Origin of the sequence: Prosthecobacter debontii, assembly GCF_900167535.1 — a bacterium.
In the GTDB taxonomy this organism is placed as follows: Bacteria; Verrucomicrobiota; Verrucomicrobiia; order Verrucomicrobiales; family Verrucomicrobiaceae; genus Prosthecobacter; species Prosthecobacter debontii.
In genome coordinates this window covers 27,486-42,334 of record NZ_FUYE01000019.1, presented here as the reverse complement: position 1 = coordinate 42,334, position 14,849 = coordinate 27,486, and the positions used below count along the sequence as shown (strand labels likewise).

Genomic DNA, 14,849 nt, shown 5'->3' with positions numbered 1-14,849 from the left:
CCTTGCTTGTCATCATGAACCCAGACTGCACATCACGCTGGCTGCGTGCAGAGTTGCACTGTCATACCACCGCCTCCAGCGATGGCATGATCACTCCTGATGGGTTGTTAAAAGCGGCTGCGCTTCAGAAGCTGGATGCGATTGCCATCACCGATCACGATACCACGGAGGGGGCTTTTGAGTTTCAGCGTTGGTTCCGGCGGAAAGGCAGTGACACCCACATCTTGATCGGTGAGGAGCGGACGCTCTCGAACAAATGCCACCTCATCGGCTTGTTTCTTCAAAAGCCTCTCGTTTCAGCCGACTATCAGGCGGTCGTGGGTGAGATTCATGAGCAGGGGGGCTTGGTTTTGGTGCCGCACCCTCTGCGGGCTAAAGACGGTTTGTTAGGCCCTCGCGGGCTGAACCTGAGCGAGCTGGCTCAAGCGGATGCGTTTGAACTTCATAATGCCAAAGGCAGCGGCGAGGATAATCAGCGCACGGCTCCGGTGCTATCCGCGAGCGGCTGTGCCGTCTTTGGCGGCAGTGATGCGCATTACGAGGCGGATGTGGGGCAGTGTGTGAATGAGATCGCACCGTGCGGAGGTGATCTGCATGCCACCGTGCGGGCAATGTTTAGCCGGACCACCGCCTTTCGCATCTTGGCCCGAGCCCAGAGCTCGAACTCCGGCGAGCGCAAATATGCCCCGGCTTATTACGCGGTGAAAAAATACCTCGCGGTGCCGAAGCCCTTGTTACCTTGGGCTAAGCAAGCCTACCGACTCTATTGGAATGCCCGCCGAGGTGGGCAGGCTCACGCGCTCCAAGAAATCTTTTCTTACCCAGCTTCCGTCCATGCATAAGAAGTCCATTCGCAAGCTGGCGCAGCTCCACGGTTGGTGGACGTATCAGTCGTTTTTAAAACGCACGGATTCCTGGTCGGAGGAAAAGCGACAGGCTTGGATTCATCATCAGCTCCAACAGACTCTGGTGGGGGCGTATGAAGGCACGCGTTATTATGCCGAGACCTTCAAAGCCTGCGGGTTCGATCCTCGCACCGATTTCCAAGGGCCGCAGACCCTGGCGCAACTGCCGGTGTTGACGAAGGAGATCGTGCGGGAGCGCTTCGAGGATCTTGTGGATGCTCGCTATCGCAGGCTGAGCGCTTATGCCGAGACCAGCGGCACGACGGGGAATCCCATGCGGATGTTGCTGAATGAAGGCTACATCGCACTGGATTATGCCTGCATGTATCAGATGTGGGCTCAGGCAGGATATCGGTTTCGGGATCCCTTTTTGGCCTTGCGCAGTTATGTGCCTTCGAAAGCCGGAGATCCTTTGTGGATTCATGATAAAGCGCAGAACACACTGTTCATGTCGGCGTATCATTTTTCACCTCGGAACGCCGCCGAATACATGGAGGCCATCGAAGCCTTCCAGCCCAAGTTCATTCGCAGTTACCCTTCCTCGTTGATGGTGCTGGCGGAGTATCTGGAACGCACCGGCAGGAGTCTGCCTTGGGTGAAAGGGCTCTTCACAGCTTCAGAGACCCTGGCACCGAGAGAGCGGGAGATCATCGAGCGTGTCTTTGGCCAGATCCTGTTCGATTGGTATGGCATGACGGAGCCAACCTTGGTGGCCTATGAAGGCACGGATCACGACGGACTGAACATCGTTTGGCAATATGGGCATGCGGAGTTCAGGCCGGACGACACCTTGGCTCCTGGGGATTGCCGTTTGATTTCGACGAGCCTGCAAAATCCGGTGATGCCCTTCATTCGCTATGATACGGGGGATATCGTGACGCGGCATGCCTCGGAGAATGAGGACACGCTTTATCCACGCAAGCTTGCCCGCGTGCAGGGGCGGAAAGACGACGTGATTCTGACTCCCGATGGGCGGCGTTTGCCTTCGGTTAACTTTTACTCCGTCTTCCGCTCAGCGCCTGGCGTGGTGCGTTTCCAGATCGTCCAATTTGGGGCGTCAGACATCGTGGTGAATATCGAAACGACGGACCCGGCTTTTGATCGGCATCCTGGGTTCCTCACGGTGAAGGAGGAGATGCGCTCACGATTCGGTGACTCCATGCATGTGGAGTATCGGATCAATCAACGTTTTGAGACTAACCGTGATGGCAAGACCCCGGTGGTGCTTCGTCGGCGGGCCAATAAGGCCGTGGAGGAACGGAAGGAATACGCCATTTCCTCGCAGGCGGCCTGGGCACGCGCGCGGGCTGGAGAACCGGTCTTGAAGCTGGATTGGAATGAATCGGATGCTCTGACGTCGGAGCTCGTTCGCGAGCGGTTGTCAGCCCTGGTGCAGGACCCTCACTCCATCATTTGGTATCCTGAGGCCTATCCAGAATCCTTGCATCAAGCGCTGGCCCAGCATCACCGGGTCGAGGCGGCTCAATTGCTGGCCACGCACGGCTCCGATATGGCGCTGGCTTACCTCACTCAATGTTATGTCACGGTGGGGGATAAGGTGATGATCGTGGCGCCTGGCTATGATAACTTTCGAGCGGTGGCTGAGCAGCGGGGAGCGATCACCACGCACTTCATGCACGAAGGGGAAGGGGACTTTCCGCTGAATAAGTTCCTGACCTCCATTCGGGAGGAGACTCCGCGTCTGATCTACCTGACCAACCCGAATAACCCGATTGGTTATTGCCTGAGTCCAGAGAACATCACCAAGATCTGTGCTGCGGCTGCGGAGGTTTCGGCCTTGGTCATTGTGGATGAAGCCTACGCGGAGTTTGCTGAGCATGATGCAGTGCCTCTGATCGGACAGCTTTCAAACCTCATCCTTGTGCGCACCTTTTCGAAAGCCTTCGGTCTGGCAGGACTGCGCGTGGGCTACCTGCTGGCAGATGCCTCCGTGATCGACACGATCAAACGAGTCGCCAATCCCAAGCACCTTACCACCTTTGCTCAAGTGGCAGCGGAGACCGCGCTGGAAGACTGGCCCCGCATTCGTGCCCATGTGGATGCGGTGAAGGTTGAGCGACGTCGCTTCATCGAGTTCTTACGGGCACATAGCGTGAAGTGCTTTGATTCGTATGGCAACTTCGTCCTGCTTCAAACACCCGATGCTGTGGAACTCGCGCGCTGGCTGGAGACGCAGGGCATCCTGGTTCGAGATCGTTCCGGGCATCTCTCCCAGAGTGTGCGTGTGACGATCGGAGGCCGAGAGAGCACGGATCGACTCATCGCCATGTTTGAACGATACTGGCAGGAGAAAGCGTGTTCCCCTGCTGTTGAGGAGGCTTGATTCTTACTTCCCTGAAGAGCAGCCTCGTTTCTTCGATCTCTTTTTCCCCATGCTTCAGCTTGCTCAATATCAAGACGGTCGTCTGGAACTCCAAGACGTGCCAGCACCGGTGCCACCTCCTGGGGGCATCCTGGTGCGCACGACCTGCTCGGTGATCTCTCCCGGCACTGAGAAGATGAAGGTCGAGCAGGCGCGCATGTCTCTACTGCAAAAGGCCAAGGCACGCCCCGATCAGGTGAAAAAGGTGCTAGATACCGCCCGCACTCTGGGCTGGCAGGCGGCGATGGAGAAGGTGCGCAATCGCCTGGAATCTCCGACCCCGCTAGGATACTCGGCTGCCGGCGTGGTGGTGGCGGTGGATGAAGGGAATAGCCGCTTCCGCGTGGGGGACCGTGTGGCCTGTGGGGGGGCTGAGTGCGCCTTTCATTCGGAGATGATCGCGGTGCCTGACCTGCTGGCGGCGCGGATTCCTGAGGGCGTGGAGGACTGGCAAGCGGCCTACACCACGCTCGCGGCCATTTCCATGCAGGCAGTTAGGCAAGCTGGGTGTCAATTGGGGGAGCGGGTGCTTGTCGTTGGACAGGGGCTGGTAGGCCTGTTAGCCACCCGTTTACTGCAAGCCTCAGGCGTGCGCGTGATGGCGGTGGACTATGTGCCCGACCGACTCAGTATTGCTTCTCAAATGGGAGCTGAATGCACCATCAATCCCGGGCAGACGAAGGCGGCGGATGCTGTGCGGGAGTGGACCGATGGGCAGGGTGTGGATACCGTGCTGCTGTGCGTAGGTGGGCAAGGCCGTGAGGCGGCGGACATGGCCATCGAATGCCTGCGCGAGCGCGGGGTCATGGTCATCGTCGGGATCTACGATGCCGAGCTCTCCTGGAAGACTGCTTACATGAAGGACATCCAGGTGCGTTATTCCCGCAGCTACGGTCCTGGTCGTTACGATCCTGAGTATGAATGGGCGGGTCGAGATTATCCTTTTGGTTATGTGCGCTGGACGGAGAATCGCAATTTCGAGGCCTGCCTCCAGTTGATGCAGTCAGGTCGTTTGGACCTCACCCCCGTGACGACACGGCGGGCTGCCTTCGCGGGGGCTGTGGCGGTGTATGATGCGCTGATGAAACCGGGCAATACGGATATCGGCGTGGTGCTGGAGTATGAAAAAGCCGCTGATGTTCCGCTGGTGTCGCCCCAGGGCGTTGCCTCGGAGATTCCCGTGATAGGCCCGACGCGTCTAACCTCTGGGCACGCCCCTTTACTGGATGTGATCGGAGCTGGGAACTTCGTGCGCACGATGTTGCTGCCTCATCTGAAGGAGCAGGTGAAGTTGGGCGCGATTGTCAATGGCACCGGCTTGAGCGCCCGACATGTGAAAGAGAAGTTTGGTTTCGCCCAAGCCGAGACCGATGCTGCGGTGGCCTTATTGGGTCGTGGAAATGCGGTGCTGATCGGCACCCGACATCATCTGCATGCGCCTTTGGTGATTGAATCGCTGAAAGCGGGACGGCATGTGTTTGTCGAAAAACCGCTCTGCCTGACCCGAGATGAATTGGCGCAGATTGATGCCTCGATGGTCGTTGGAACTGGTTCTGTGATGGTGGGGTTCAACCGTCGGTTTGCACCTGCCACCGTGGAGATGAAGGCCGTGCTGAAAGCGATCCCGGGTCCCAAGACGCTGGCTTATCATGTCTTCGCAGGCGCGCTGGCACCGGACCATTGGTATGCCAATGTGGAGCAGAGCGGTGGGCGTGTGCTCGGTGAAGCCTGTCATTTCTTTGATTATGCCTGCCACCTGCTGGGCAGACCGGTCAGAGTGATCGCGCAAACATTGGGACGCCCCGACTTCCCGGACAGTGTGACAGCTCAGATCGAGTTTGAAGAGGGCTCGTCCGCCCAGATCATCTATTCGGCGGAAGGGGACTACGCTTTTCCCAAGGAGACCTTCCGAGTCTTTGCCACCGGCCTGGTCGTGGAATGTGAAAACTTCCAGAAGCTGACGTGGTATCGGAATCGCAAAAAGACCGTGAACACTTATCGCAGCAAAGGCCACGCGGAGGAGATGCGGGCCTGGTCGGCTTTTCTCAATTCAGAGAAAGATCACCCGCTTCTTTACCCCGAAGCCCGGCAAAGCATGCTCTTGACGTTTGCAGCGCTGGACAGCTTGCGCCAGGGGTGTGCCATTGCTGTCTGAGCGGATGAAGTCTCTCACGTCTATCTCCTGGTATGTCTCTCGACTGCGGGCCATGACGCCTGTGGAGATGGCCCACCGGGTGGTGGAAAAATGGCAGCGAGCTACAGAGGCGAGCTTCTTCAGCAGCCTCGAGGGGGCCGATCCTGGACCTGCCGACGCACGGGTGCCGCGGCTGCCTGATCGAGGTTCAGCGACGGCAGAGCTGCGCCAGCAATTGGCTGTGGATGCCGTCACGCTCCAGCAAGGGCAATGGCAGCTTTTCGGTTGGCGCGAGGTCGCCGTGGGCTCACCGCCCTGTTGGCATCGCGATCCGGTGTGTGGGGTGGTGATTGATCCCGAGCAACCGGCGTACCGTCTGAACCATAGGCACTTGCCTGACGGGGCGGATGTGCGCAGCATCTGGGAGATCAACCGCTGGACGGAAATGACACGGCTGGTCATGCATGGCTGGCTGAATGACGATCTCGATGCCATCCGCACCGCTCAGCTCTGGCTGGAGGATTGGTGTGAGCGCAATGCTCCCGGCATGGGGGTCAATTGGACGAGCCCGCTGGAGGCAGCGCTGCGCTTGATCAATTTCACTTGGCTAGACGCTCTGATTCAAGACACGCCCTTGCCAGAGGAAGGCGTGGGGCCGATCATCCGCGAAACTCAAGAGCGACTGGCGCAGCGGATCGTCCCAGCGCATGCAGCCTGGGTCTGGCGCTGTCGCTCGGTGGGATCTTCCGCCAATAATCATTTGTTAGGTGAGCTGGCGGCGCTCGTATTGACCGCAGCGCGCTGGCCGCAGGTGGCTGCCGTGGCCTGTTCCACAGAGGCGGCTTGGGCTTTGCTGGAGGCGGAGATCTTGCATCAGTTCGCGCCGGATGGAGGCTCTCGGGAGCAGGCTCTGCATTATCATTTGTTTGCTTTCGAGTTGGCCCTTCAGGCTGCTCGAACCGTCGGTTGCAAGGCAGGGCCTGTTTATGAGCGGCTTTTGCATGCGATGGATTTCTTCCACTCGGCGGCTCATGGCAAGGAGGCCTGGGACTTCGGTGACAACGACGATGCTCAGGTGCTGCCGTCGACTTTAAAGCGGGAGTCTGCCGGGGCGGAATGGCGTGAGTGGATGGAAGGGAAATCGGGGGCTTTGCAATTCTGGTTAGGCCTGCCCCCGGCGCTCGTCGAAGAAGAACAAGGCTGGCGCGTGCATCCAGACAGCGGACTGGTGGTTTTTCGCAAGGGCTGGATGGCGCGGTTGGATGCATCCGCACTCGGTTTTGGAAATCTGGCCGCTCATGGGCACTGCGATGCACTCCACCTTTCCCTCTGGGATGGCGATCATGCCTTATTGATCGATCCTGGCACGGGGGGGTATTACGGTTATCCCGAGCTGCGGCGGGAACTGGCCGCTTGGACTGCGCACAATGGTCCCCGGCCTCCGAGTGGCTATCGCACACCCGTTCGTCTGGGGCCGTTTCTCCAGCGGCGTCCCCATGAAGTGCCCCGCTTGGAATTGCTGGCCAGTGGTGCTTTGGCCAAGCTCACGCATGAGGGGTTGTCGTTTCAGCGGCACGTCGCGGTGGATGACTCCGGCATCACGGTGACGGACCTCGAACTGCACGGCAAGCCCCTAACCGTCTCGTGGATCTGGGCTCCCGAATGCAAGGTGGTGAAGGAGGAGGCCCGGACGCTGAGGATTACACGAGGTGCCTCCACGTGGCTGTTCACGGTGGAGGGGGCAGGTGGGGAATTGCGGAGCCAATCGGCGCGTGTTTCAAGGGCTTACTCGAAGCAGGAAACCGCAGAGGTCTGGGAGATCACGGTGGCCGCAGGCAGGCTCACTTGGCGGGTGACCAGGAGTTAGGCCGACTGAGGCATCCTGCATGGGGGATAACTTATCGATGCGCTTCCGCCCAAGCCAATGATGAAAGGAGGGCTCGATGACCCAAGACCGCTTCGGACTTGAAACTCAGCCGCATTCGTCTGCGACTGGGTGGGATCATCATTTTTTCGGAGGAATCGTGATAGTGGCATCTTTCATCGCAATCAGGTGATCCCGAGCAAGCAGCCACTTCTCCAAAAAAAGTCGTTCACGCGTCATTACGTCTTTATGAAAGAAGGCATGCTCGCCATCTTTACCAATGATGAGAACCTGCGGCACTCCGGCTTTTTTCAACGCCTGATTGAACTCGGTGGCCTGCTCAAACGGAACGATGGTATCACGAGTGCCATGTGCGGAAAGAAAGGGCGGATCATCCGTCGTGATATAGGTAATCGGCGAAGCTTGGCGTGCTACTTCCTGCAAGGCTGGAATGGCCCCTCCAAGCAGCTTACCGCCAATGGATTTGGCTTCGTTCCATGAGATATCACTCGGGTATTGGCCGATGGTTAGAAAATTGATGGGACCGCAGATGTTGACCACACACTGCACCCTGCTACTCGTGGTTAGATCAGCCCCGAGATTTCCTTCCAATTCAGCTACATCTCCACTGGTGCCGAGCAAACAGGCTAGATGGCTACCAGCAGAGCCGCCGATGACACCGAATTTTTGAGGATCGATGTTTAGTTCTTTTGCATGGGCACGCAGCCAGCGGATCGCTGCCTTGCAGTCATAGATTTGTTCCGGCCATCGAGTTTCATTCGTGAGGCGATAGTTGATTGATGCTCCTGCAAATTTTCCTTCCTGTAGGAGCAGATGTAGGATACCGACAAACGCATCGGTCTTATCTCCGCTGCTCCAGCCGCCTCCGTGGATGGAAATAATGAGCGGTAGAGGTTGCTCACTTTTTGTTTTAGGCAGAAAAAGATCCAGAGTTTGCCGCGAATTTTTTGTATCCGCATACGGCACGTCATGTCGAACCTCGATATTGGCAGGCACGGACACCTGAGCTTTTCCGCAGGAAATGAGACCGAAAAGCACAACTGTAAGAGTATTGCACCAACAAGTCATAGAAGCCATATTAACCTTTTAACTAAAGGTGCAATCTTGAATTCGGGCTGAATTCGTCTTGGGTAGAACACCAATACAATGAGGGCCGAGCTTGGCTCTGGAGGCCCAGCTTAACCTGCCCAAGGGTGACGACTGGAGATCTGGGCAAAGGCCTTTGAAAGCGCCTTGTTCAGTTCCTCTAGGGTTGCTTGTTCCAGGTTCGGATCCACGCTGACCGGCCCTTTGGCTTCGAGGATGACGCTCTTGGTGGGCAGGAGGGATTCGGTCGCCGAGACTGCCTTTGTTGTCGGGGCAGGGGATGCCGATGGCGTATCCACCGGAGGCACGGGCTCGCTCTCAAAGAGGCTCGGAGGCGTCGGGGAGGTCTCTTCCAAGGAGACGGCCGTTGTGACGTTCTCCAGGGCCTGGATTTGGGTGTCCAGCTCTTGGCAGGCCTTGACGAGGGACGCTTTCACTGCCAGCAGCCGTTGACGAACGGCGGCAAGTTCATCCAGAGGAGAACTCAGATTTGAGAGTGAAGGGAGCTGCATGACGAACTTTTTGAAATTTAAAACGCGGTTTATAAATTTCAAAATTTTTATATCCTAATCGTGCATTTATTGGGTCCTGTGTGCGGCGAGCGAAGGATCGTGGTGAGTGGGATTGGTAAAAATTGCTCCGTGTTCCGTGCCTTTTGACTTCGTGTTGTCATGTGGACTGCTCAAGCAAGACAATAGCCTGGACCATGACTGCCTTTTCCTACCCCACTTATCGGAACCTGCCCCCTTTGGCAGGACTGGGTTCCTTTGAGGAAGCTGCCAAGCCCGGACTGGGGGTGGAGGAAAGTGTGGATCGTATCAAGCGCTACCACTTTGCCTTCAAACGGCTGATGCAGATCCTCGAAGCGAGGCTGACGGCGGAGCCGGTGTATGAGTTGAAGATGGCCTTCAGTCTGCACGCGCACTACTGTGCGGAGCATTGCACGAGTATGCGGGAGCGGGTGGCAGAAATGCGCACCCCACCTCTGGGGCTGGAGAAAATCCCGCATCAGCACCTAGCCACCTTTTTTCAGGAGATCCAAAACGCCCCCACGACAGAGGAGTTGGTGATGGGAGTGTATGAGTTTGCTTTTCCTGCTCTCCTGAAAGGCCTACAGCGGCATATGGTGGAAACCAATGTGCTGAGTGATCATCCCAGCGTGAGGATCTGCCGCTTTGCTGCTTTGGAGTTGGACGAGGTCGTGACCTATGGTCGGCAGGCTGTGGCGGCCCTAGTTTCGGAGGAGCGACTGTCGGCGATGAAGCCCTGGCGTGACTGGTTGCGGTCGCTTTTGGACGCGGCGGGCGACCTCGATGGTTCTCAGCCTCAGGCTGACTTGAGCCACCCTGAAGGCGCACCTTGCTACAGCCAGCAGCCCTTGCCCTATGACAAGCTGCCGCGGCGTGATGACCGCTTTCCCGATCCCTACAACATGGGAGTCCACGCGGAGGAGTTCCTGTATGACCCGCGTTTCCAGAGTCGGGACAAGACCTTGATGATGTATTACAAGCGGCTGCGGGAGATCGATGTGCCGGAGATGATGGCCACGATTCTGACCGAGACGCAGGACAAGCCCTGGGCCTACTATCGTGACATGACACGCCAGCTCTGGGATGAGGCCCGGCATGCCATGATGGGGGAAGTGGGCTTTGTGAAGCTGGGTATCGATTGGCCCAAGCAGGTGATGGTGAACTTCACTTGGTCTCTGGGCCTGAACACCCAACTCAAGCCCTGGGAGCGCCATGCTGTGCTCTACTTCATTGAGCAAGGGTTGATGACGAAGACGGGCAAGCGGTTCGAATGGGAAGTCGGGGCAGATAGTGGGGATGAACTCAGCAAAGTGTTCCAGGACTATGACTGGGCGGATGAGGTCCTGCATGCACGCATCGGTCGTGACTGGTATGTCAGCGCGTTTGGCGATCAAAAGGAGGCGATCGATTTCGGCAGTCAGTGCTGGAGCAAGGTGCTCAGCAACTGGAATGCCTGGAAGGAGGAAGGGAAGACCGATCACCGCAACTGGTGGCCGGGTCTCTACGCCAGCTTCTGCGAGCGCCAGGGTATCCAGCCAGACCCCGAGGCCTTAAAGTTTGCCACGACGTATGAAGCAACTCGGGCCGATCTTGAGAAACTCGCAGCGAGCGCGTGAGCGATCAAAAGAGTCCCGAAGATTGAATGACGGACATTCAGGGTTGACTCGGGGGGGCGGCTTCTCGTTGAGTGCAGGTTCCCAACCCTTTTCATGATTTCTCTCAGTCTTGTTGCCCTCGGCCTTATTATTGTTGTGCTCGCCTTGCTGGGGCTGCGTCTCCACGCATTCCTTGCCATGATGCTGGCCGCATTTGTCGTGGCGGTGGTTACCCCTCAGGATGCGCTGGTGTCCTACGCTAGCCAGCAGCAGGTTCTCGGCAAGATGACCGCAGTGGAGGCGACCAAGTTCGCCGCGACTACTCCACCGGAGCGTGTGATGAAGGCTTTTGGCGAAACCTGTGCCAGCATGGGGCTACTGATTTGTATGGCTTCCATCATGGGAAAGAGCCTTTTGGATTCTGGGGCGGCCATGCGGATTGTGCAGAGTTTGCTGGGGCTTTTCGGACGTGCACGGGCGCACATTGCTTTCGTGTTGACCGGATTCAGCCTGGCAATACCGGTTTACTTCGACGCGGTGTTTTACCTGCTCATGCCCATTGGTAAGGCCATGACCAAGGCCACGGGGGGGAACTACCTGCTTTACATCTTAACCATCATTGCCGGTGCCACCATGGCCCATTCCTTGGTGCCTCCCACTCCGGGGCCGCTGTTCGCCGCAAAGGAGTTGGGGGTGGATGTAGGAACGATGATGGTGGGCGGGCTGATCGTGGGACTGTTTACAGCGTCTTTTGGTCTCGCTTATGCGGTGTGGGCGAACCGGCGTTGGAAGATTGAGTTGCCCGTGGAGGACGCTCAGGCTGTGGATGCCGCCGCCAGTGGTCCGTTGCCTTCCTTGGCCTTATCGATTCTGCCGATCGTGGTGCCCATCGTGCTTATTACTTGGGGCTCCCTGCAGGCGAAGACACCTTGGTATGCGGATAGCAATCTAGCCCTCTCGGCAGGTGCGATCATCAGTTTGTGTCTGTTAGCCTGGCAGAAGAGGCATGGCGATGTCGCGACTCAAGGCGGACTCCAGGAAGTGGTGCAAGGGGCTATCATGTCTGGAGCCACCGTGCTTTTGATTACAGCGGCGGGTGGAGCGTTTGGCAGCACGCTGCGTCAGACCGGGGTGGCGGAAGTTATTCAGAATCTAGGCGCTGGTGCCTCGAAGTTTTGGGCGCTGCCCATCTGCTTTCTCATCACCACTCTGGTGCGCACGGCCCAGGGGTCTGCGACGGTGGCCATGATCACGGCAGCCCCGTTAGCCCGTGCCTTCATGGAGTCTGGAGGTCTGCCTTTTCACCCGGTGTATTTAGCTCTTGCTGTCGGTTGTGGTTCGAAACCGGTCCCGTGGCTCAATGACAGTGGCTTTTGGATTATCACTCGGATGAGTGGAATGACGGAGACCCAGACCCTTAAGATTGTCACCCCCATGATGTCGCTCATGGGGGTTGTCGGGCTACCCGTCGTCATGATCGGCGCTTGGCTGCTGCCCATGCGCTAACTAAGAATGAAGTCCGGATTGTTAACCATGAGTAACGAGGCAGGGCCGTCCATCCTCGGTTGGATCAAGACCAGCACAGGCTCCTACTCCTTCGGCTTCTTCTTCCTTGGCAGTTCCATGCTCTGAGCCTCGCTCATCATCTTCTTCCTCGGGTCGGGGGTGCGGAAGGGGAAAGCCGAGGAGGGATAAAGCTCTTTGGCCCTAAGTTGGGCCCAGGGGTGCCTACTTCGCTTCGGGTATCTCAGCACAGTGGGAGACATAGCCTTCTGAGCCACGTGTTGAAATCACCGTGGCAGGATTGCCGCTCACCACCTCACTGGCCCCGACATCCCGAATGACCACAGCATTGGGGGCCACCGCACTGTCATTGCCGAGATGGATGCCACCCACGACCACGGCACCGCACCCGATGTAAACACGATCTCCCAGACTGGGGCAGCCGGGGCGCTTACTGCGGGCGTTGGTTTGGCCCAAGGTGATGCCCTGACTGATGGAGCAATTGGCGCCAATGACCGTCCGGCGATTCACCACGATGCTGACCAGATGCCCGAGATAGAGGCCGGGACCGATCTCGGTCATGAAATCAATGTAAGCACCATAGCGGACCTGCTGGCGGCGGTGCCATAGCAAACACAGATGGTAGAGGCCATAGCGGCTCCAGGGCTGGGAGCGTAGATAGCGGCATAAGCGCATGACCAGGGTGAATCTGAAGCCCGATTCAGAGAACCACGTGCGGATGAATGGACCTCGTCCCTGGCTGCCAGCGTATCGAAACTGGTCTGCTTTCACGTGCTGCTTCCATTCGGTGAAGGTCATGAGGCTGGATATAAATCATGGAGGTGCGATGACAAGGGGTTAAGTCTTTTCACTCCGGCGGGCGGTTGCAATCCCCTCAGAACTGGCTATCTCCACGGCTCTTATGAGCGAATTCAAACTTCTAGTGACCGGCAGCAAGGGCCGGATGGGGCAGGCCGTGATCAGTGCGGCCCAGGCCCAGGGTGTGGCTGTCGGAGCGACGATTGATCTGGGGGACGCTTTGGCTCCTGCCCTGGAGAAGTGCGATTGCGTCATTGATTTCAGCTCTCACCATTTCACCGATGAGTTGCTGACCGAAGCGGTGAAGCTGAAGAAGAGCCTAGTCATCGGCACCACAGGTCATACTGATGAGGAACTAGCACACATCCGCGAGGCCTCGAAGGTGATCCCAGTCGTGTTCGCTTCCAACTTCAGCGTCGGCGTGAATACCCTGTTTTGGCTGACCCGCAAGGCCACGGAACTGCTCGGGCCTGACTTTGACCTCGAAGTGATCGAGATGCATCACCGCATGAAGAAGGATGCCCCGAGCGGCACCGCCCGCACGCTGGTGGAGATCCTCGCCGACGTGCGTGGCCTGTCCTATGACTCCGACTGCCGCCATGGTCGTTTCGGTGATGTCGGTGCCCGCACGCCGAAGGAGATCGGTGTTCACGCTCTGCGGGGTGGGGATGTGGTGGGAGATCACACCGTAGTCTTTGCCAATGTGGGCGAGCGTGTGGAACTGACTCACAAGGCCAGCAGCCGCGATACCTTTGCCGGTGGGGCGGTGCGCGCCGCGCGCTGGCTGGCCGATAAGCCTGCAGGTCTCTATGACATGCAGGATGTGCTGGGCCTGAAGTAACCTCTTTGAATCCATGCCTCTAACTGCTTTCGGGATCGCTCTGGGCTCCAATCAAGGAGACAGCCAGCGCCACCTGGAGGCAGGTGTGGATCATCTGCTGGCACGGATTCCGCAGGCCCGGCTGACCGCTGCTGCGTCGCTGTATGAGACGGAGCCGGTGGACTGTGCACCGGGCACGCAGGCTTTTTTAAACACGGTCATCGAGGTCGAGGCGGACCTGACACCTCAGCAAATGCATGCGCATCTGGTGGCGGTGGAGGCTCTCATGGGACGGCCGCTCCAGCGGGAAAAAAATGCCCCGCGTTGCCTTGATCTCGATCTCCTCTATGCAGGCGATTACCACAGCGATGATCCCGTGCTGACCGTGCCGCATCCGCGCCTGCATCTGCGACGCTTTGTTTTGCAACCCCTCGCCGAGATCCGACCGCATCTGCATCTCCCGGGGGTATCCCTTACCCCTGCGGAAGCCCTGGCTGCTTTGCCCTGTCCGCCGGAGAGCGTGCGTTATGGGGGCGACTGGAAGCATCGATTGAGCTGATGGACTCAAAGGCGGCGACGCCCCTGTGTGTCATTTTTCTCACATGCGAGACTTCATGCGGGTCTAAAAATCGACCTCGGGGATGACAGCGAGGATTGATGTCGTATTTTGCCTCAGCCCCCCAATGCCTGATAAGTCTCCTCTGCCCATTCCCACTCCCATTGTCTATCGCCCGAATGTGGGTGTGATCCTCATGAATGACCGTGATGAAATCTTTGTCGCGGAGCGCATCAATATCCCCGGAGCATGGCAGTTCCCTCAGGGCGGCATTGATGATGGGGAGGATGCAGAAACGGCGATGTTCCGTGAGATGGCGGAAGAGATCGGGGTCACCCGGGATAAGGTGGAACTGCTGGAGCAGCGAGGGGGGTACCGTTACGCCTTTGCCAAGGGACGGCTGAAATACGGCATCTATGGCGGCCAGGAGCAGACCTATTTCCGCTGCCGCTTTTTGGGGCAGGACAGTGATGTCAATCTGGCGGCGACGCATCAGGAGTTCAGCCGCTGGTGCTGGATCAAGCCGGAAGCGTTCAAGATGGAGTGGGTGCCCAAGTTTAAACGTGCGGTTTATCATCAGGTGTTTTTAGACTTCTTTGGAGTGGACTTAAGCGCTAAGGTCTCATGACCCGG

General features: G+C 57.9%; 12 protein-coding genes. 9 read left to right on the top strand and 3 right to left on the bottom strand.

Translation table 11 applies throughout. The features are described from left to right. Nucleotides 1-14 precede the first annotated feature (14 nt). The 4 genes from B5D61_RS21370 to B5D61_RS21355 are packed head-to-tail and all read left to right on the top strand — an operon-like array spanning nt 15 to nt 7,289. Nucleotides 15-842 carry a PHP domain-containing protein gene (locus tag B5D61_RS21370; RefSeq protein ID WP_078815478.1) on the top strand — a complete coding sequence of 276 codons (828 nt, stop codon included), beginning with the start codon at nt 15-17 and terminating at the stop codon, nt 840-842. Continuing rightward, nucleotides 835-3,249 (top strand): aminotransferase class I/II-fold pyridoxal phosphate-dependent enzyme, encoded by a 2,415-nt coding sequence (locus B5D61_RS21365; protein ID WP_176159590.1) that lies wholly within the window; start codon nt 835-837, stop codon nt 3,247-3,249. Before B5D61_RS21370 ends, B5D61_RS21365 begins: the two co-directional genes overlap by 8 nt. Before the next feature lie 49 nt (nt 3,250-3,298). After that, nucleotides 3,299-5,443: a bi-domain-containing oxidoreductase gene (locus B5D61_RS21360; RefSeq protein WP_078815476.1), complete on the top strand. Its 2,145-nt coding sequence runs from the start codon at nt 3,299-3,301 to the stop codon at nt 5,441-5,443. Between the two features lie 4 nt (nt 5,444-5,447). Continuing rightward, nucleotides 5,448-7,289 carry a heparinase II/III domain-containing protein gene (locus B5D61_RS21355; RefSeq protein ID WP_078815475.1) on the top strand — a complete coding sequence of 614 codons (1,842 nt, stop codon included), beginning with the start codon at nt 5,448-5,450 and terminating at the stop codon, nt 7,287-7,289. A gap of 138 nt (nt 7,290-7,427) precedes the next feature. On the opposite strand, the gene B5D61_RS21350 is transcribed toward B5D61_RS21355, so the two are convergent. Continuing rightward, on the bottom strand, nt 7,428-8,345 hold the full coding sequence (locus B5D61_RS21350) for an alpha/beta hydrolase (RefSeq protein WP_176159589.1): 918 nt from the start codon (nt 8,343-8,345) through the stop codon (nt 7,428-7,430). 140 nt (nt 8,346-8,485) lie between these two features. After that, nucleotides 8,486-8,905, bottom strand: coding sequence for a hypothetical protein (locus B5D61_RS21345; RefSeq protein WP_078815473.1), 420 nt, complete (start codon nt 8,903-8,905; stop codon nt 8,486-8,488). A 194-nt stretch (nt 8,906-9,099) separates the two neighbouring features. Here B5D61_RS21345 and B5D61_RS21340 point away from each other — a divergent pair, with 194 nt between their 5' ends. Both B5D61_RS21340 and B5D61_RS21335 read left to right on the top strand, forming a co-directional pair. After that, the gene (locus B5D61_RS21340; protein ID WP_078815472.1) at nt 9,100-10,539 is read left to right on the top strand and encodes a hypothetical protein; all 1,440 of its coding nucleotides are present in this window, start codon (nt 9,100-9,102) and stop codon (nt 10,537-10,539) included. Between the two features lie 93 nt (nt 10,540-10,632). Beyond that, complete coding sequence (locus tag B5D61_RS21335) at nt 10,633-12,024, top strand: GntP family permease (protein WP_078815471.1); 1,392 nt, start codon at nt 10,633-10,635, stop codon at nt 12,022-12,024. 222 nt (nt 12,025-12,246) lie between these two features. Here B5D61_RS21335 and B5D61_RS21330 read toward each other — a convergent pair whose 3' ends face one another. Continuing rightward, nucleotides 12,247-12,840 carry a serine O-acetyltransferase gene (locus tag B5D61_RS21330; protein ID WP_078815470.1) on the bottom strand — a complete coding sequence of 198 codons (594 nt, stop codon included), beginning with the start codon at nt 12,838-12,840 and terminating at the stop codon, nt 12,247-12,249. Nucleotides 12,841-12,943: 103 nt separating this feature from the next. On the opposite strand from B5D61_RS21330, the gene dapB reads away from it, so the two are divergent. From dapB to B5D61_RS21315, 3 genes are all read left to right on the top strand, one after another. After that, nucleotides 12,944-13,681 carry a 4-hydroxy-tetrahydrodipicolinate reductase gene (gene dapB / locus B5D61_RS21325; protein ID WP_078815469.1) on the top strand — a complete coding sequence of 246 codons (738 nt, stop codon included), beginning with the start codon at nt 12,944-12,946 and terminating at the stop codon, nt 13,679-13,681. Between the two features lie 13 nt (nt 13,682-13,694). Then, the gene (gene folK, locus B5D61_RS21320; protein ID WP_078815468.1) at nt 13,695-14,219 is read left to right on the top strand and encodes a 2-amino-4-hydroxy-6-hydroxymethyldihydropteridine diphosphokinase; all 525 of its coding nucleotides are present in this window, start codon (nt 13,695-13,697) and stop codon (nt 14,217-14,219) included. A gap of 124 nt (nt 14,220-14,343) precedes the next feature. Continuing rightward, the gene (locus tag B5D61_RS21315; protein ID WP_078815467.1) at nt 14,344-14,844 is read left to right on the top strand and encodes an RNA pyrophosphohydrolase; all 501 of its coding nucleotides are present in this window, start codon (nt 14,344-14,346) and stop codon (nt 14,842-14,844) included. Nucleotides 14,845-14,849: the final 5 nt, after the last annotated feature.